The organism is Sphingorhabdus sp. (assembly GCF_041737645.1).
Taxonomy (GTDB): domain Bacteria; phylum Pseudomonadota; class Alphaproteobacteria; order Sphingomonadales; family Sphingomonadaceae; genus Sphingorhabdus_B.
Map to the genome: position 1 here is coordinate 1 of NZ_JBGSRI010000061.1, position 18,589 is coordinate 18,589.

The window sequence follows — 18,589 nt, forward strand, 5'->3', positions numbered from 1 at the left end:
TTGCAGGGCGATGTCGGCTCGGGCAAGACGATGGTCGCGTTGCGCGCGCTGCTCCGTGCGGTGGAGGCCGGGATGCAAGGCGCAATGCTCGCCCCGACCGAGATTTTGGCGCGGCAGCATTTTGCGGGTCTACAGAAATTGCTGGCGGGGCTGCCCATCAACATCGCCATCCTGACCGGCCGCGAAAAGGGCAAGCTGCGCGAGGCGACGTTGATGGGGCTGGCCGACGGCAGCATTCACATATTAGTCGGCACCCACGCGATTTTTCAGGAAGCGGTGACCTATAAAGCGCTCGCGCTCGCAGTGATTGACGAACAGCACCGTTTTGGTGTGTCGCAGCGGTTGATGCTGTCGCGCAAGGGCAGGGGTGTGCCGCATTTGCTGGTGATGACCGCGACGCCGATCCCACGCAGCCTTGCGCTGGCGGCTTACGGCGAGATGGATTCCTCGCAGATCGATGAACTACCGCCCGGACGCACGCCGGTTGAAACGCGGGTGATCTCGCAGGAGAGGCTGCCCGAGATTGTCGATGGTATGGCGCGGCATCTGGCGGCGGGGAAGCAAGCTTTCTGGGTCTGTCCACTGGTTGAGGAAAGCGAGAATAGCGACCTTGCCGCCGCCGAACAGCGCGCCGAAATGTTGCGGCTGCGTTTCGGCGAGCAGGTGGCAGTGGTGCACGGGCGGATGCGGGGTCCGGAAAAAGATGCGGTGATGGAACGCTTCATCCGGGGCGAAACCCGGCTACTGGTGGCGACCACCGTCATCGAGGTCGGCGTTGATGTGCCCAATGCAAGCCTGATGATCGTTGAGGCCGCAGACCGCTTTGGCCTAGCCCAGTTGCACCAGTTGCGCGGGCGGGTGGGGCGCGGGGCAGAGAAATCGGTCTGTTTGCTGATCCGCAGCGCGCAAATTGGCGAGACGGCACGGTCACGACTAGCTCTGATGCGCGAAACCAACGACGGCTTTCGCATTGCGGAGGAGGATTTGAAACTGCGCGGGGCAGGCGAGCTGCTGGGGACACGGCAGTCGGGGGACAGTCCGTTTCGCGTGGCGACGCCTGAACAGGTGCGCGAACTTATCGGCGTGGCGGCCGATGATGCGCGGCTGTTGCTGGAACGCGATGGCGGCCTTGCCGGGCCAAGGGGCGAGGCGGCGCGTGTGTGTCTCTATCTATTTGAGCGCGACGCGGGAATAGCGACGCTTAGGGGAGGTTGATTAACGCAATTTGGGTGCGACATGATCCAAAAGCGCGAGAAAATCGGGCAGGCGGACGACCCGTTCAAACTGGAAACCGGCGCGGTTCTCTACGGTCCAGATCACCAAAGCTTCCAAACGACCCACAACCGGTAAGCGCAACTCAACACGATCGCCGCGTTCAAATACGGTGTTGTCGTCTATCATGAAGCCATGTGCCGACACGTTGACGATATGGATCGTCTGGTCGCCATGAAGCTTGCTTTCCGCAATAACCTTGTGGTTCGCCCGATGGCGCGCCGCTCGACGTAAATCCATATCGGTATTCGGTGCGGGTTGCGCCATAAATTACGACCTTTTCTGTGCCATCAATGGCTTTGTTATGGTGGCAATTTACAAATAAATGGTAAAATAATCCTTTCACGGTGTTTACCGAGAAAACTTAGGAAAAGCGCAAAATTCCGTGCTTTTTCTTTCCGGCCGACAATTTGATTTCATCCGGACCGGATGGAATCATTATATTTTCGTCCGAAACCGCTTCGCCATTGATCCGCGCACCGCCGCCTTCGATCAGCCGCCGGGCTTCTTTTTTGGACGTGACAAAGTTCAATCCGATCAGCGCATCGAGTATCGAAATATCACCTTCGGCCTCAAATACCGGAAGATTTCCGCCTATTGCACCGTCTTCAAATGTCTTGCGCGCGGTCTCTTCGGCCAGCTTTGCGGCATCTGCCCCGCGGCACATTTCGGTTGCGGCATTGGCCAGTGCAATCTTCGCCGCGTTAATTTCCGCGCCTTCCAGCTTCTCCAGCCTCTCGATTTCTGCCAGCGGCACATCGGTGAACAGCCGCAGAAAACGACCAACATCGCGGTCATCGGTGTTGCGCCAGAATTGCCAATAATCATAAGCAGGCAACTGGTCCTCGTGCAGCCAAACGGCGCCCGACATCGTCTTGCCCATCTTGCCGCCGTCCGCCGTGGTGATCAAAGGGGTCGTGACGCCGAAAACTTCGGTTCCATCCATCCGGCGGGCAAGTTCGATACCGTTGACGATGTTGCCCCACTGGTCCGACCCGCCCATTTGCAGGCGGCACCGCGCACGGCGTGACAATTCCATAAAGTCATAGGCCTGCAAGATCATGTAATTGAATTCGAGGAACGAGAGCGACTGCTCCCGGTCGAGCCGAAGCTTCACCGAATCAAAGCTGAGCATCCGGTTGATCGAAAAATGCTGCCCGACTTCGCGCAGGAAAGGGATATATTCGAGCGCGTCCAGCCACTCACTGTTATCCAGCATGACGGCATCGGTCGGCCCATCCCCAAAGGAGAGGAAGCGTTCGAATATCCGCTTAATCGAGGCGCAGTTTTCCTGAATGAGTTCATTGGTCAGCAGCTTGCGTGCTTCGTCCTTGAAACTCGGGTCGCCAATCTTGCCGGTGCCGCCACCCATCAGGACAATCGGCTTGTGCCCCGCCTGTTGCAGACGGCGCAGAAGCATGATCTGCACAAGGCTGCCGACATGAAGCGATGGCGCAGTCGGATCGAAGCCGATATAGCCCGGAACGATTTCTTTCGTCGCCAGCGCATCGAGCCCTGCGGCATCGGTTGCTTGGTGAATATAGCCGCGTTCATCAAGCAGGCGGAGGAGGTCGGATTTGTAAGCAGTCATAACGCGGCAGCGCCTAGCATGGAGTTTCGAGATTGGCCAATATTTCGATAAAGGAAATCGCGCTAAGCTGCCACCCCGCCACCCCGCCTTTCATGGCCGATACGATTTACGTGTCATTGTGCCGCGGAAACGGCGGCGCGCTGTCGCTGCGCTACCATGTGGCTTGCGATCTAGGTTCGCTGGAAATTTCCAGTACATTGCCGCCCATGCGGACCGATGAATTGTGGAAAACCACCTGTTTCGAGCTGTTCGCGCGCCGGGACAATGACGACGCATATCTGGAATATAATTTCGCCCCGTCCACCCAGTGGGCCGCATACAGCTTTTCGGAATATCGGGCGGGAATGACCGAGCTGATGACCTATCGACCGGAAATTAATGGTGATGCCAGTGAAACCCATTTTGCGCTGGAGGTAGAGTTCATATTGCCGGAACAATGGCGTGATGGGCCTTTGTGGATCGGATTGACCGCGGTCATTGCGGAAAGCGGCGACACCACATCCTATTGGGCTTTGTCTCATCCGGACGGAAAGCCCGATTTTCATCATAGGGATTGCTTTGCGCTCTATCTGGAGGCACCAAGCGCGGCATGAAATTTGGAATAGATCGTCTGCTCACCGAGCCCCAATTGCGTGCCCCGTTAAAGGGCAAGCGCGTTGCTCTTCTCGCCCATCCAGCATCAGTGACATCGGACCTGACGCACAGTTTCGATGCGCTTGCCGCTCTCGAAGACATAAACATCACGGCGGCTTTTGGCCCACAGCATGGCCTGCGCGGCGACAAGCAGGACAATATGATGGAGTCGCCCGACTTCACCGATCCCGTCCACGGCGTTCCGGTGTTCAGCCTATATGGCGAAGTGCGCCGCCCGACCGGCCAGTCGATGGATACATTCGATGTCATCCTGATCGATTTGCAGGACCTGGGCTGCCGCATCTACACTTTCATCACCACACTGTTGTATATGCTGGAGGCCGCAGCCGAGCATGGTAAATCGGTCTGGGTTCTCGATCGTCCTAATCCCGCAGGAAGGCCGGTCGAAGGGCTGACGCTTTTGCGCGGATGGGAAAGTTTCGTCGGCGCGGGGCCAATCCCGATGCGCCATGGGATGACCTTGGGTGAACTGGGTCAGTGGTTTGTCGACCATTTTAAAATCGATGTCGATTATCATGTCGTGGCGATAGAGGGGTATCAGCCCGATGCAGCCCCCGGCTTTGGCTGGCCTGCGGACAGACTTTGGATCAACCCCAGCCCAAATGCCCCCAATATCAATATGGCCCGGGCTTATGCTGGCACGGTGATGCTTGAAGGGACCACATTGTCGGAAGGCCGGGGCACAACGCGGCCATTGGAAATATTTGGCGCGCCGGATATTGATGCCCGTGCTGTTATCGCCGAAATGCGTCGTTTCGCGCCGCAATGGCTGACGGGCTGCACGTTGCGCGAGATATGGTTTGAGCCAACTTTCCACAAACATGTCCACAGTCTGTGCCACGGCGTGCATATCCATGCCGAAGGCGCTGCCTATGACCATCAGGCGTTCCGCCCATGGCGCTTGCAAGTGCTGGCGTTCAAGGCGGTTAGGCGGTTGTATCCTGACTATGACCTGTGGCGTGATTTCCCCTATGAATATGAACTGGGGAAGCTGGCGATTGACGTGATAAATGGCGGCCCGGGTCTACGGGAATGGGTGGACCTTGAAAGTTCTACGGCAGATGATCTGGATGCGGTTGCCGGGCCGGATGAAGAGGCCTGGGTGGCTGCTCGGCGGGGGTATTTGATTTACTGAGCTGTGAAATTTTTTTTCGCTAAAAGGAAAAAGACGAAAAGGAATAAGACGGAAGTTTAGTCCTTATAAATCATTGTCTTGATAAAATGTTGGACTTGTGCAAGTTTGTATTTGCGACGTTTTGCACGAGAGTTGTTTTGTTAAAAAAATCGCAAGAGGATCACTTAGCCGCCGTCATTGATGCGGGCTATCATCTGCATAAAGAAATAGGGCCAGGATTACTCGAGTCTGTTTACGAAGCCGTTCTGGCAGGACGATTGGAACGGCAAGGATTGAAAGTGGCCCGGCAGATGCCGGTCCATATCAGAATCGATGATGTGGATTATGCCAACGCCTATAAGGTGGATCTCTTCGTTAATGACTGGCTCGTCATCGAATTAAAAGCTTTAGAAAAATTGTCGGGCGTCCATATCCGCCAGACGCAAACCTACGTTAAACTCTTGAAACAGCCCATGGGACTGGTTCTAAATTTCGGCTCTGCAATGTATCGGCATGGTGTACGGCGCGTTTACAGCAGCGGATAATGCAATCACTGCCGCCTTCTTCCTTCTTGCCTTTTTCCTTTTAGCGAAAAACTAAAGTAGCGAAAAAAAGCCATCAGCAATCAAACCCGCTCAATGCCCATGCTTGCGGCTTAGCTCACGCATAGCATCATCCAAGCCATCCAGCGTCAACGGATACATCCGGTCGTTGATAACTTCCTTGATGATCTTGGTGGACTGCGAGTAGCCCCATTGCTTTTCCGGAACCGGATTTAGCCAAACAGTGGCGGGGTATGTGTTGGTGATGCGGTGCAACCACACCGCGCCGGATTCTTCGTTGAAATGCTCGACAGAGCCACCCGGATGGGTAATTTCATAGGGGCTCATCGACGCATCGCCCACGAGCACAATCTTGTAATCATGCGGGAATTTGTGAAGCACATCCCATGTCGGTGTGCGCTCACTAAACCGTCGCTTATTGTCTTTCCAGAGCCCCTCATAAGGACAGTTATGGAAATAGAAGAATTCGAGGTTCTTGAATTCGCTGGTGGCCGCGCTGAATAATTCTTCGCACAGCTTGATGAACGGGTCCATCGAACCACCGACATCGAGCAACAGTAGAACCTTGATGGCGTTTCGCCGTTCCGGTCGCATCTGGATATCGAGCCATCCCTTGCGCGCGGTGCCGTCGATGGTGCCATTGATATCAAGCTCCTCGGCGGCTCCGTCACGGGCGAAGCGGCGCAGACGGCGCATCGCGATCTTGATGTTTCGAGTGCCCAATTCGCGGGTGTGGTCGAGATTCTGGAATTCACGCTTTTCCCATACCTTGACCGCGCGCTTGTGCTTGGATTCCCCGCCTATGCGGACGCCTTCGGGATTGTAGCCCGAATTGCCATAAGGCGAAGTGCCGCCGGTACCGATCCATTTGCTCCCGCCCTGATGGCGTTTTTCCTGTTCTTCGAGCCGCTTCTTCAGCGTTTCCATCAGCTCGTCCCAGTTACCCATTTTCTCGATATTGGCCATTTCTTCGGGTGACAGATATTTTTCCGCAATTGCCTTGAGCCAGTCCGATGGAATATCGACCGGATTCTGTCCGTATTCGGTGAATATGCCTTTGAACACTTTGCCGAACACCTGGTCAAACCGGTCTAGCAATGCCTCATCCTTTACCAACGTGGTGCGGGCGAGATAATAGAATTCCTCAGGATTCTGTGCGATTACGTCGGCTTCAAGCGCCTCAAGAAGGGCAAGATGTTCCTTGAGCGATGCGGAAATGCCCGCAGTTCGCAACTCGTCCATGAATGAAAAAAACACCGGCTTTGCCCTCGAAACAATATTCGAAAAGCTTGTGCCGACTTGGGCGGTATCCGTCAAGCTAGGGACCTGACCCCAATAGGGTTAACCAAGCGATAACCATAAGGATGTATGGTCGCTCGAACCAGTCAAAAAGGCCGTTTGCAATGAAGATGGACAAGATCGAATTTCCGGAAAACCAATGGGTAAGGGAAACGTCGAGGATTTGCGGCGATGTAACGGTCGGATGTGCGGAAGCGGCGGGTGTTCTTGAAGAAGCGCTACAATCTGCGGACTGGTTGAAATCCAGGCACTCGGAGTTGACGGCGCTCACGGCACGTCTCGATTCCGATATCGCTGCGGTAACGAATGCGACATCGGAGGCCAGCGCCTTGTCCGAAGCGGCAGTAAGCCGGCTGATGCGTGGGAATGATACCGTCAAAATTTCGCTCGCCAGCTTCTCCACATTGGTTGATCTGATCGGAAACCTTGGCACACATATTACCGGGTTTGCCGCCGCAATGGAGCAAGTAAAGCGTGTATCCCAGTCCATAGATACGATTGCGCGGACTACCAATATGCTCGCATTGAACGCCGCGATTGAAGCGGAAAAAGCTGGTGACGCCGGGCAGACTTTTTCGGTTGTCGCCGCTGAAGTCAAAAAGCTGGCGCTTGATTCCCGCGCTGCTGCCGTTGAAATTACCGGCACGGTAAATTCGCTGTCAAACGAAGCCGCCAAATTTGTCGGGCAAATTCAGGATGGTATTTCGACAAGCGGCGAGGCGCAGCGTCAATTTTCCAGCCTCGAAGAATTGATCCACAATGTTAGCGACATCATCGGGCAAATGGGCGACCGCAGCCGTGATATCGCGGCCAACACGGCCGATGTCCATCACAGCCTGATCGAATCTCAAAAGGTCCGCGATGCGGTCGCTGACGCTAACGGCGCCATGTTCGGTGCGGTCGGGAAGGCGCACAACCAGTTGGTCGAGCTGGAAAACCTAGCGAACGGAATGTTTGACCACATCGTTCATAGCGGGCTGTCGCTGGATGACCTGAAATTTGTAGAACTCGCAATGGAGCAAGCGCGTAGGGTCGAGAAATTGACCGAAGCGGCCATTGCGGAGGGCGCGCTGGAAATGAGCGCCCTGTTCGATACAGATCTGCAACCGATCAACGGCAGCAACCCGCCCCGTTTCCGCACGCGCCTGACCGATTGGGCGCAAAGCAATTGGCAGCCGCTGTTGGAAACAGTCAAGGCGACCGACCCCGACGCGATCATGTCGGTCGTGTGCAGCAGCATGAAGGGTTTCCTGCCCGTTCATCTCAAAGAATATTCACGCCCGCCCATTGGCGAAATCGCGCATGACACCAAATATTGCCGCAACGGCCGCGTCCTGTTTGAAGGATGCGATATAACCGCCAAGGAGAGCGAGAAAGACTATATCATGGCGGTGTACCGGCATGAAGGCGACGGCAAGAACTATAAGGTCGTCCGCAATGTCTATGTTCCGCTGCGGATCAATGGCCGCCGTTGGGGCGACCTGGAAATCGCTTATACGATTTAGCCGCCCTGACGTCGTGCCATGAAGGCGAGGCGTTCGAAAAGCATCACGTCCTGCTCGTTCTTGAGCAATGCGCCGTGCAATGGCGGGATGGCCTTGGTCGGATCGCGCGATTGCAGAACGTCCAGCGGCATATCTTCGTGTAGCAGAAGCTTCAGCCAGTCGAGCAGTTCTGAAGTCGACGGTTTTTTCTTTAGGCCCGGAACATCGCGGACTTCGTAGAAAATATCCATCGCCTTCGATACCAGGATTTTCTGGATATCGGGGAAGTGGACGTCGATGATGGACTGCATGGTCTGACGGTCAGGAAATTTGATGTAATGGAAAAAACAGCGGCGCAAAAAGGCGTCGGGCAGTTCCTTTTCATTGTTAGAGGTGATGATCACGATCGGCCGTTCCACCGCCTTGATCGTTTCCTGCGTTTCGTAAACGAAGAACTCCATCCGGTCGAGTTCCTGCAACAGGTCGTTCGGAAATTCGATGTCAGCCTTGTCGATCTCGTCGATCAGCAGTACGGGCAGTTGCGGGCTGGTGAATGCCTCCCACAATTTGCCCTTCCTGATGTAATTGCGGATGTCGTGCACGCGCTCGTCGCCCAACTGGCTGTCGCGTAGACGCGCCACGGCGTCATATTCATACAGGCCCTGATGCGCCTTGGTGGTGGATTTGATGTTCCATTCAATCAGCGGCGCGCCCAGCGCGGTCGCGATTTCTTGTGCCAATACGGTTTTGCCGGTGCCCGGTTCACCCTTGACCAGCAACGGGCGGCGCAGCTTTGTTGCCGCGTTTACCGCAACCTTGAGATCATCGGTTGCCACATATTTGTCAGTGCCTTCAAAACGCATCATCAAATCCCATCACTTAATCGAACGGTTAATTCGTTAAGTGGCGACGGGAATATATGCAAGCGACTAAATCATGCAGGTGGTCAGGTCGCCAAAGCCTCGATATGGCGCGCCGCAATTAACCGCCATAAACCACGTTGCTGTGCCAATATCTGTTCAGCGCCAAAGCGCATAGCGCGGCAGTAGTTGTCAGTCATGCCAAGATTTTCGGCGACTTGCGTGCATTCATGGATGCTCGGCAGGGCAACCAGCGGCACATCCAAGCCAACATGCAGCGCCACCGCCTCCAGGCAAGGTCGAGTTTGGTGCCAGTCGATGACAAAGGCAAGCGCGGCGCCCGCCGGGCAACCTTTGCGTTCGGACGAAGCCAGCATCTCGAAGTTGCGCGTCTGTCCGGTAATCAATGCGGCAACCTTGTTTTCCCCCTGGTGCCTCCGTTCCGGCCCGGCTGCTACGGTTAGCGCATTCAAAAACCGGCGTTCCACCGCAAAGCCGTCAATTGCTTTGATAAGCCAAGTGCGCGCTGCATCGTCGGCAATTTTGTGCGCGGCATGGTCGACAATGCCCGGGTGCCGCCCGTGCGATATGTTTATGAAATGCGCGATATCCGCCACCAAAGCGCCGCGTGCAAATTTGAACGGCGAACGCAAATCAGGCCGTGCCGCCCCTTCGCTGATGAAATCGGCAAGCGGCTGCACAATGGAAACGCTACCGTCGGCCAATATGGCGTCGGTAAACAGCGACCCAAAATCCCCAATTATGTCCGGCCGCGCCAGATTGTCCATTGCCCACTCCGCATGACGATCAAGCGGCCTTTTCACAGCGCTTGATTGAGGAGAGGTAGCAAAAAGTCCTAAATGACATGTTTACGTGTGGGGGAACTATTTTTGATGAGAAGAGTTTATAGATAGTGTTGCTTTGTTAACACAGTGTAAGAAAATTGTAATGTGACGGTAAATTGCCCTCTTGTGAAAGCGCTTCAAGCCTGCCTAGCTATATCTTAAGTTATATTTAAAAGGTAGTTAGGGAGCATCGAGAATGAAAAAGTCACGCTTGTTGGTTGCAGGGTCAATACTCAGTGCGGCGATTTTGGCGGCGGTGCCGACTTATGCACAAGAAGTTTCTACTCCCGACGCTGCCGAGAAAACAGACGAAATAGAGACCGAGAACGAGCCCATACTCGTTACTGGTTCGCGCATAAGGCTTCCCAACCTGAACTCTATCGAGCCAACGACCACCATTGACAACCGTCAGTTGCGTGAGCGGAACGTCACAAACATTGCAGATGCATTGAACGAGTTGCCGGGTATCCGCGGTAGCGTAACCCCAGCAGGGGCCCAGGGTTTTGGCCAAGGAGTAAACTTTGTAAATAGTTATGGTTTGGGTTCAAACCGTACGTTGACGCTAATCAATGGTCGTCGTTTTGTAAGTTCAAATGTGGCGACCCTATTCGCAAACGCTGGTGCTGGGACGCAGGTTGATTTGAATGTTTTGCCGAGTATTCTGACCGACAGGATCGACACTGTTAGCGTGGGTGGGGCGCCAGTTTACGGCTCTGATGCAATATCTGGGGTCGTAAACATCTTTCTTCGCTCAAAATTTAATGGTGCCGAACTGTCATTTCAAACCGGCATTAGTGAGGAAGGTGATAATACCAATTATAATGTATCTGGTTTGTTTGGCAGAAATTTTCTTGATGACCGGTTGAATGTTACTGTAGCGCTCTCGTATGATAAACTTGAAGGCCTTGTATCTAACGACCGTGAATTCCTTCGACGCAGAATAGGCGGGGCTACGAATCCGTCACTTACACAAAATGGAACTTTACGTTTTCCCGGCATTGATTTCAGTAATGATGGTCGACTAAATACATGTATAGGCTTCAATAATTCGCCAACAGACGGGAATCCTGGAACGGTTCTTGTTAGAAATACGAATATTCCATTTTTAACTCGGGGTGGTCTGATAACGGGTACGAATTTATCGGGGGCTGGCACTAACCCACTCAATCCAGCGGTTCCCTTTGGCGTTCGAACAGCAAATGGTCTTCAATTTGATACCGCCGGGAATCTTGTTCCATTTAACCAAGGTATCGTTTTCCCGGGTACGACCGGTTCAGGAAATGACGGATTTAGATTTGTCGATTTCTCCCAGATAACGTCGGACCTGAATAGATTTTCGAGCAACGCGTTCATCACATTTGATGTTTCTCCGGATGTAGAGTTGTTTTTTGAAGGTACTTACTTCCGCTCACGTGCCGATGAGCTGGTTCAGCAACCAACTTTTAACAGCTCACTTTTTGGAGGATTGTCAGGGCAACTTAGCTTTTCGGTGAACAACCCCTTTCTGACTGATCAGGCACGTGCAGCCCTAGTTTCACGGGGTGTTACGTCGTTTAATGTTTCGCGCGCTTCGGCAGATTATGCGGATTTGACAGGCTTTAATAAAACTAGATTGTTCAATCTTGTGGGCGGCGTCAAGGCAGACTTAAATGTATTCGGCGGAGTTTTGAATTTTGAAACATATGTAAGTCACGGCAACACAAAGAGTCGTGATTTTGGACAGGATTTGAACGCGCAAAATTTTATCAATGCCGTCAATGTAACCCGAAATTCCGCTGGGCAAATTGTTTGTACGACTGCTCCGACACGGTTGATTGGTGCAAATTTGACAGGTTTCGCGGCACCTGGCGGCACTCCCATTGCGGACCCGAATTGTGTGCCACTCAATGTATTTGGCGAAGGGAGAGCTTCTAAAGAAGCTCGCGATTACGTTGTAGAGGAATTTGTTACGGTTAGCGAGCAGACACAGTCGGTGTTCAATGCCAATATCGGGGGCGGAATCGTAGACTTATGGGCAGGTCCAATCGGATTTAACATCGGCTACGAACATCGCGAAGAAAAAGCCAGTTTTACACCGAGCGACTTTCAGCAGGCTGGCAGGGGGCGCACGATAGCTATTACGCCATTGGCTGGTAAATATAATCTGGACGAACTTTTTGGCGAACTCCGTATTCCCTTGGTCATAGAAGAAAATAACATTCCGTTTATTCATAATGCAACTTTGACTGGTCGGACACGGTATTCACACAATACCGTGAATGGGGGCTTTTTCTCGTTTATGCTGGGTGGAACAATTTCCCCCATTCAAGATATCGAACTACGGGGTAACTTCACACGATCCTTCCGATCTCCAGCGATCACTGAATTGTTTCTGCCGGTTGTAAACGCATTCGCGTTTGTGCCTGACTTGTGCCAACCGGCGCAAAGAAATGCGGGGGCAGTACCCGCAATTCGCGCTCGTAATTGCGCGGCTTTCATCGCAGCTTTTCCCGGCACAGACTTTAGCACACCAGATCCTGCGTCAACGGCAAGCGTTCCTTCCCAGTCGGGAGGCAATCCAAATCTGGAAAATGAGCAAGCTGATAGCTTCAGTTTTGGAACGATTATTCGTCCAAGTTTTATACCTCGGTTGTTCATCACAGCGGATTATATTGATATTACACTCAACAAGCCGATCGCTAACCTAAATGTCGCCCAAATAGCCTCTGCGTGCTTTGATAATGAAAACTTTAACGCATCTGACCCCGCAAATGGAAACAGTTTCTGCTCACAGATTAATTATGGTGCGAACGGGCGGGTGCAAGGTGATCCACAGAATCCGGCTGTTGTCAGCGGCTTTGTCAACGGGAATAGGATTAAGTTTAGCGGTGTTCAGGGCACATTAGGATATGATTTTCCGCTTTTCGGAGGAAATCTGACCGTTGCAGGTGATATGCTGTATGTCAGACGTCGTCTCGTTGATATTACCGGCGTAGCCCCCAGCAGATCTGATGGAACTTTAGGCGATCCAGAATTTTCTGGTCAACTTCGTCTAAGATATGTCGAAAAAAACTTCGGCACTACACTTACGATGAACTACACGGGCGAGCAGCTTTTTAACCGGCTTAATCGTGCAAAGGGAGTGCCTGGCTCAGGTCCGGACGCGCGCGAAATCGATCAGTTACGAGATTTCGTGACGTTTAGCGGAGGAGTTTTTATCGATGCTACCGACGATTTCCGACTTACCATGTCCGTAACAAATCTGTTCAATCGTCAGGGGCAAAAATATTTCGGCGAACTAATCCCTGCAAGCTTTAATGATTTAATTGGCCGGCGATTTCAAATTAGTGCGAGAGCAACCTTCTAATCAAATTTACTGATTGGAAACAGCAAACGCGCCGATTGAGTAGCAAAAAATCCTAAATGACATGGTTAGATGTGTGGGGGTTTCTGAAGGAAACTGAAACCTGTGCCCCGATAAGTGTGACATAAATGCTACTTGCCTGAAATAACTATAACTAAAGATATATTTGTCTTTGCCTACGCAGAAGTTTTGAGTCAGGAATTCATGGTCTTGGGTCAAACATTGCGTCTGCGAGCGTAGAATTGCGCCGTCATTCTGCATTGCCGGGAATTGTGAAAGAAATTGCGACACACATCTGTGGCGTCGCAAAAACAGAACTTAGGGGTCGTGCAATGAAATCAATTTATATCAAAAAGCTGAAATATGCTGCTGCGCCGTTGGCGATAGGGCTGGGATTAATCTCTGCGCCTTCATTCGCGCAAGAGGCTAGTGAAGAAGAAGACGAAGCCGCTATCGTTGTCACAGGATCACGCATCAGTGTAAACGGATTGACATCTCCTTCGCCGTTGCAAACGATTGGTGAAGTGGCGATTGAACAATCCGGTGTGGTTAATCTTCAGGAGCTATTGCTCGAAAATCCGGCATTCGGAACACCAGGTATAAGTCGAACCAATTCAAACTTTTCCACCGCAAGTGCGGGGGCAGCAATTGTCGACTTGAGAAATCTTGGTTCTGCCCGGACACTTGTGTTGGTCAACGGCCGCCGTTACGTAGCGGGGGTTCCCGGTTCGAGCGCAGTTGACCTCAATACTATTCCAACCCAATTCATCGAACGCGTCGATATACTGACTGGTGGTTCGTCGGCCGTTTATGGTTCGGACGCAGTTGCCGGCGTCGTGAACATCATTTACAAAACTGACTTTGAAGGAATTGAGGCCGGTGGCCAAATTGGTGTTTCGGAAGAAGGCGATGATTTGCGTCGCCAACTGGATCTGACTTTCGGCGGTTCGTTCAGCGATGGTCGTGGAAAATTCATGACCCATTTGGGCTATTCCAAAGAAGGCGCTGTGTTTTCAAGAGATCGCAAGATTTCTGCGATTGATCAGGCGAGCGTAGGTGCATTTTTTACGGACGACCCCGAAGATTTTTTCGCGGTTCAGCAACCATTTTTTTCCAGCTTTGCGCCACAAGGTCGTTTCTTTAGCGCGCCAGGAGTGAGTGTTGGTACGTTTGACGCGAATAACAACTTCATCCTTGGTTTTTCGACAAATGGTAATGCTACGCGGCCTGCGGATGGGTTCAATCGTTCGGCGTTCCGCACAATTGCGATTCCTACCGAACGGTACGTGCTCGCTACAAATGCGAGCTATGATGTATCCGAAGATATCGAAATCTTTTTCGAAGGAACTTATGCCAAATCGAAAACCAATACGGAGTTAGAACCGTTCCCATTGGATTCTGCTGAAGTATTCAAGTCAACGGGCGGATTTTTCAATATCGAAAATCGTCAATTGGATGCTGATGGCTTGCCGACAGGCGCAATTGTCATCAATCCCTTTGTTCCTGCACAGTTGTTGGCTTTGTTACAGGACAATAATGGTGATGGCTTGCGCGACGTATCCTTTACGCGCCGTCTCAGCGATGTCGCACTGCGTGGAAATCGGGCAAATCGGGACACGTTCCGTATTTTGGGCGGAGCACGCGGCGGATTGTTTGGCGATTGGAAATGGGATGCGTTTTACAGTTACGGTGAAACGGCTGAATCCCAGGTGTCTTCGGGTCAATTCAACGTAGTGAATTTGCGCAATGCGTTGAACGTGACCCGAGATGCAGCTGGCAATCTTGTTTGTGCTGACCTTGATGCACAGGAGGAAGGGTGTGTTCCGGTAAATGTATTTGGACGCAATACGATTAGCGCAGATGCTCTGCGTTATATTGATGCGCCCGGCTTTTTAAGCACCGTCACAACGCAAAAGCTGGCCGGTGTGAATGCATATGGAACGTTGGGCAATCTGTTCGGTGCAGGCGATATCGGATTGGCCGTTGGTGCAGAATATCGGGATGAATTCAGCCTTTCGGAATTTGATGCCTTGCAACAAGCTGGGTTGAACGGCGGCAACGCGATCCCGCGTACTTTGGGCTCGTTTGATGTGTACGAACTCTATGGCGAAGTGAATGTTCCCATATTGTCGGATACATTTGTACATAGCTTGTCGCTGACCGGTGCAGGACGTATTTCGGATTATTCCACCGTAGGAAAGACCTATAGTTACAATGGTGGAATCGATTTCTCTCCAGTTGAAGATATTTGACTTACCGCCATTTGGGCGCGTTCGACGCGTGCACCGAATATCAACGAGTTGTTCTCGCCACCAAGCCAGAATTTCCCAACCGGACTAGTCGATCCGTGCGACGGCGTCACCGCAGCAACCGCAGGGACATTGGGTGAGGTTTGCCGATCATTTGTCGGCGTCGCGGCAAATATTGCACAAAATGGTTCATTCACTTTGAACCAAGCCGATTTGCAGGGCATTAGCGGCTTTGATCGCGGCAACCCCTTGCTAAGTGAGGAAAAGGGTGATTCATTCATCGCGCGGTTAGTTATCAATCCCCGTTCGATTGAAGCCCTGCGTAACTTTGGGTTTACTGCTTCATATTCTAACATAAGAGTGAAGGATGCTATCGTCTCAACGCCGCGCCAGTTCATCCTCGATCAGTGCTTCGAACGGGGCGAGCAATCATTTTGCGATTTTATTAAACGCCGTCCTGCCGCAGAAGGTTCGAACAGTGCAGGTTCGCTGGATGAAATCGATTCCGCAGTTACCAATTCCGGAGGATTGAAAGCAGAAGGTCTGGACTTTACCGCAACCTACACACAGGAAGTCTTTAGCGGACGCCTCAATCTATCGCTTAGTTACACGCACCTTCTCGATGGGTTTCTCATTCCTTTACCCGGTTCCGACAAAGACTTTTTTGCAGGAGAAATTGGTGCGGCCAAGGATAAATTCCTTGTTTCGGCCAATTACAGCATAAACAAGATGGACTTCACGTTACGCGGTACCTTCATCGGGGAATCGTCTTTGGATGATCAGTTTTTGGCTACTTTCGACCTTGAACGGAATGACCCTCGTGCCCGAATTCCTGCCGAATTTTATGCGGATGCTCAAATCAGGTATCGCGCTTCTGATGCGTTCGAGTTCTATGCCGGTGTAGACAATTTGTTAGGAAATGATCCGACCGTAATTCCGAGTGGTCTTCCAGGAAATACCACAGGCGCAGAAACCGACGCCGGCACCTATGACGCTATCGGTCGTCGCTTCTACTTTGGAACAAAGTTGCGGTTCTAACAGCACAATAAAGCAAATTAGGGGGCGGTGATCGACTGGGGTCGCCGCCCCCTTTTTTTGGTTTTTTCTGGTCGATTGGTGTTGCCTATTCAGGCCATGCCTTCACTTCGACGCGACCCGCTCCGAAACCGATTTTCGCAAAATCGTCATAAATTATAGCTATTTCTGGGTACTACCAATGCCTAAATGACAATCTTTGCCGAGTAGCTAGAGTGAAATGTGCTTTAGTGTGTGAATTTTGTGCAAGGTCCGGGACGTAGATCAATGAATGATATCGGTAAAAAAGCAGGCTCTGCGCTTGCCTACCGCCCCGATATTGACGGGCTGCGGGCTATTGCCGTTTTGGCGGTGCTGTTTTTCCATGCTGATCTTGGCTTTGTTCCGGGTGGCTATGCGGGTGTCGATATATTCTTTGTTATATCGGGTTACCTGATTTCACGGCTTATCGTCGGGGAAATCCAGGACGATAATTTCTCGCTCCTGCGTTTTTATGAACGGCGGATAAGGCGGCTGTTTCCGGCGTTATTTGCGATGTTGGCGGTCGCCTTGGTTGCAGGGGCGGTTATTCTTTTACCGCAAGATTTCACCTTTATGTCCCGCAACGCCTTTGGCGCGGCCGCGTTTGTGTCGAACATCGCCTATTGGACGCAGACAGGGTATTTTGAAGGTGATGCCAAAGTCAGGGTGCTGCTGCACACTTGGTCGCTCGCCGTTGAAGAACAGGTCTATATTATTTACCCGATGATCCTGATGCTGGTCCTGCGAAAATGGGCGACGCATATCAAAAGTATATTGCTTGGTTTGGCGACATTGTCCTTTGCCGCTTGCGTGTGGATGACGAACATGGACCCGTCGACCGCATTTTACCTGATGCCATTTCGTATATGGGAATTTTTAGTCGGCGCTTTGTTGGCGGTCGGCTTGTTCAAACAACCCGAAAGGCCATTAACGGCGACGCTGGCTGGTCTGGCCGGATTGGCAATTTTGGCGGCCACTTTTGTCATTTTTGACGACTTGACCGTGTTTCCCGGCGCGGCGGCGTTGGTTCCCTGCTTGGGGACAGCCTTAGTGATTTGGGCCGGTAAAGACGCGATCTCGGGTCGGATATTGTCGGTATCGGCGATGCGCTTTGTCGGTAAAATTTCTTATTCGGTTTATCTGTGGCATTGGCCGCTGTTCGTATTCGTCAATTATATGATTATCGGAAAGCTTACATTTTTGCAGAATGTCGGGCTTGCGGGCGTTGCAATTGGCCTTGGATTTCTGTCGTGGCGCTTTATCGAAATGCCGTTTCGTCGACCTTATGATGAAACCCCACAAAGGTCCGTATTCGCGCTTGGCGGTGCGTCTATCGTCCTGATAACCTGCGTTTCGGCCGCCATATATTTTAGCGGCGGTTTGCCGGACCGGTTCAAGGACCGGACCGTGAAGCTGGCTTCATACGAAAAATCGATGAACCCTGAATCCGACATCTGTGAAAAGGTGGAACTGCAACTGGCGGTCAATTCACGCTGCACTATCGGGAACACCGAGAATGCTTCCGTTTTCCTGTGGGGGGACTCGCACGCTGGCGCCTTGTTCGGCGCTCTGGATCAGGTCGCAAAAGATAGCGGTTCAGGAATCGTCTACGGCGCATCGCCCCAATGCCCTCCGCTTTTGGGGGCGGGAACCAGCGTTCAATGCGTCGAGGGCAATCGCAAGCGGCTGGATTATGTGCTCAAAAATGACGAGATCCGGACCGTCATATTGGCGGCACGCTGGTCGCTATATCTGGAGGGACGGTTTGTTTCGACGGGCGAGGCGGAAACCAACAATGGCGCGCCAAAGCTGATTGGCCCCGATGGAGAGCCTTATCCGTTGTTCAGCGATGCGGCCCGTCACCATTTCAGGGACAGCATTCGCAATCTGGTCCAGATTTTACTGGCCAATGGCAAGCATGTGGTGCTGGTCTATCCTATCCCGGAAACCGGCTATAACATCCCGCAAACCCTGGCTTTGATGAGCACGAGGGGCGAAAATCCGGCGGATTTCACCGTAGCGAAAAACCTGTATGTCGAACGGCAATGGCGGGCGACCCAGATTTTGGGTGATTTGGGCCATCACCGCCTTTTGACCCGTGTTTACCCGGCCCGGGTTTTTTGCCCGACATCGCGTTGTCTGACATTCGCGCATGGTGCGCCGCTCTATTTCGACAGCCATCATCTGAGCGTGCCGGGCGCATTGATGCTTAAAGACACCATCGCGGAAGCGATTGGCCGAACGCCAACCGTTTAACCC

General features: G+C 52.3%; 14 protein-coding genes. 9 read left to right on the forward strand and 5 right to left on the reverse strand.

What is annotated here, in order from left to right; translation table 11 throughout:
• The coding region (locus ACEW72_RS11320; protein ID WP_373476492.1) for an ATP-dependent DNA helicase RecG at positions 1-1,215 on the forward strand (1,215 nt) is incomplete at its 5' end.
• Here the strand turns inward: ACEW72_RS11320 and ACEW72_RS11325 are convergent.
• Together ACEW72_RS11325 and tyrS are read right to left on the reverse strand one after the other, a co-directional pair.
• Entirely contained in the window at positions 1,216-1,539 is a 324-nt protein-coding gene (locus ACEW72_RS11325) for a PilZ domain-containing protein (RefSeq protein ID WP_373476493.1), read from the reverse strand. It lies immediately after the preceding gene.
• A gap of 97 nt (positions 1,540-1,636) precedes the next feature.
• On the reverse strand, positions 1,637-2,863 hold the full coding sequence (tyrS, locus tag ACEW72_RS11330; protein WP_373476494.1) for a tyrosine--tRNA ligase: 1,227 nt from the start codon (positions 2,861-2,863) through the stop codon (positions 1,637-1,639).
• A gap of 32 nt (positions 2,864-2,895) precedes the next feature.
• Between tyrS and ACEW72_RS11335 the strand changes: the two genes are divergently transcribed.
• From ACEW72_RS11335 to ACEW72_RS11345, 3 genes are all read left to right on the forward strand, one after another.
• A complete protein-coding gene (locus ACEW72_RS11335; RefSeq protein WP_373476495.1) occupies positions 2,896-3,456 on the forward strand; it encodes a DOMON-like domain-containing protein in 561 nt (186 codons plus the stop codon).
• Positions 3,453-4,652, forward strand: coding sequence for an exo-beta-N-acetylmuramidase NamZ domain-containing protein (locus ACEW72_RS11340; RefSeq protein WP_373476496.1), 1,200 nt, complete (start codon positions 3,453-3,455; stop codon positions 4,650-4,652). The genes ACEW72_RS11335 and ACEW72_RS11340 overlap by 4 nt, the downstream gene beginning before the upstream one ends.
• Positions 4,653-4,789: 137 nt before the next feature.
• Positions 4,790-5,176, forward strand: coding sequence for a GxxExxY protein (locus tag ACEW72_RS11345; protein WP_373476497.1), 387 nt, complete (start codon positions 4,790-4,792; stop codon positions 5,174-5,176).
• Positions 5,177-5,266: 90 nt separating this feature from the next.
• On the opposite strand, the gene ACEW72_RS11350 is transcribed toward ACEW72_RS11345, so the two are convergent.
• On the reverse strand, positions 5,267-6,451 hold the full coding sequence (locus tag ACEW72_RS11350; protein ID WP_373476547.1) for a VWA domain-containing protein: 1,185 nt from the start codon (positions 6,449-6,451) through the stop codon (positions 5,267-5,269).
• Between the two features lie 152 nt (positions 6,452-6,603).
• On the opposite strand from ACEW72_RS11350, the gene ACEW72_RS11355 reads away from it, so the two are divergent.
• Positions 6,604-7,998, forward strand: a complete 1,395-nt coding sequence (locus tag ACEW72_RS11355) for a methyl-accepting chemotaxis protein (RefSeq protein WP_373476498.1) — start codon at positions 6,604-6,606, stop codon at positions 7,996-7,998.
• On the opposite strand, the gene ACEW72_RS11360 is transcribed toward ACEW72_RS11355, so the two are convergent.
• Both ACEW72_RS11360 and ACEW72_RS11365 read right to left on the reverse strand, forming a co-directional pair.
• On the reverse strand, positions 7,995-8,840 hold the full coding sequence (locus ACEW72_RS11360) for an AAA family ATPase (protein ID WP_373476548.1): 846 nt from the start codon (positions 8,838-8,840) through the stop codon (positions 7,995-7,997). The genes ACEW72_RS11355 and ACEW72_RS11360 overlap by 4 nt on opposite strands.
• An 83-nt stretch (positions 8,841-8,923) precedes the next feature.
• A complete protein-coding gene (locus ACEW72_RS11365; RefSeq protein ID WP_373476499.1) occupies positions 8,924-9,661 on the reverse strand; it encodes a hypothetical protein in 738 nt (245 codons plus the stop codon).
• Between the two features lie 217 nt (positions 9,662-9,878).
• On the opposite strand from ACEW72_RS11365, the gene ACEW72_RS11370 reads away from it, so the two are divergent.
• The 4 genes from ACEW72_RS11370 to ACEW72_RS11385 all read left to right on the forward strand — a co-directional run bounded on the left by ACEW72_RS11370 (position 9,879) and on the right by ACEW72_RS11385 (position 18,586).
• Positions 9,879-13,028 (forward strand): TonB-dependent receptor domain-containing protein, encoded by a 3,150-nt coding sequence (locus ACEW72_RS11370; RefSeq protein ID WP_373476500.1) that lies wholly within the window; start codon positions 9,879-9,881, stop codon positions 13,026-13,028.
• 329 nt (positions 13,029-13,357) lie between these two features.
• Positions 13,358-15,277 carry a TonB-dependent receptor plug domain-containing protein gene (locus ACEW72_RS11375; protein ID WP_373476501.1) on the forward strand — a complete coding sequence of 640 codons (1,920 nt, stop codon included), beginning with the start codon at positions 13,358-13,360 and terminating at the stop codon, positions 15,275-15,277.
• A 9-nt stretch (positions 15,278-15,286) separates the two neighbouring features.
• Complete coding sequence (locus ACEW72_RS11380; RefSeq protein ID WP_373476549.1) at positions 15,287-16,312, forward strand: TonB-dependent receptor domain-containing protein; 1,026 nt, start codon at positions 15,287-15,289, stop codon at positions 16,310-16,312.
• 264 nt (positions 16,313-16,576) lie between these two features.
• Complete coding sequence (locus ACEW72_RS11385) at positions 16,577-18,586, forward strand: acyltransferase family protein (RefSeq protein WP_373476502.1); 2,010 nt, start codon at positions 16,577-16,579, stop codon at positions 18,584-18,586.
• Positions 18,587-18,589 lie beyond the last annotated feature (3 nt).

Bases quoted from the DNA above. Each gene is read 5' to 3' on its own strand.
- ACEW72_RS11355 (WP_373476498.1), top strand. From the start codon at position 6,604: ATGGACAAGATCGAATTTCCGGAAAACCAATGGGTAAGGGAAACGTCG.
- ACEW72_RS11375 (WP_373476501.1), top strand. From the start codon at position 13,358: ATGAAATCAATTTATATCAAAAAGCTGAAATATGCTGCTGCGCCGTTG.
- ACEW72_RS11370 (WP_373476500.1), top strand. From the start codon at position 9,879: ATGAAAAAGTCACGCTTGTTGGTTGCAGGGTCAATACTCAGTGCGGCG.
- ACEW72_RS11340 (WP_373476496.1), top strand. From the start codon at position 3,453: ATGAAATTTGGAATAGATCGTCTGCTCACCGAGCCCCAATTGCGTGCC.
- tyrS (WP_373476494.1), bottom strand. From the start codon at position 2,863: ATGACTGCTTACAAATCCGACCTCCTCCGCCTGCTTGATGAACGCGGC.
- ACEW72_RS11325 (WP_373476493.1), bottom strand. From the start codon at position 1,539: ATGGCGCAACCCGCACCGAATACCGATATGGATTTACGTCGAGCGGCG.
- ACEW72_RS11360 (WP_373476548.1), bottom strand. From the start codon at position 8,840: ATGCGTTTTGAAGGCACTGACAAATATGTGGCAACCGATGATCTCAAG.
- ACEW72_RS11385 (WP_373476502.1), top strand. From the start codon at position 16,577: ATGAATGATATCGGTAAAAAAGCAGGCTCTGCGCTTGCCTACCGCCCC.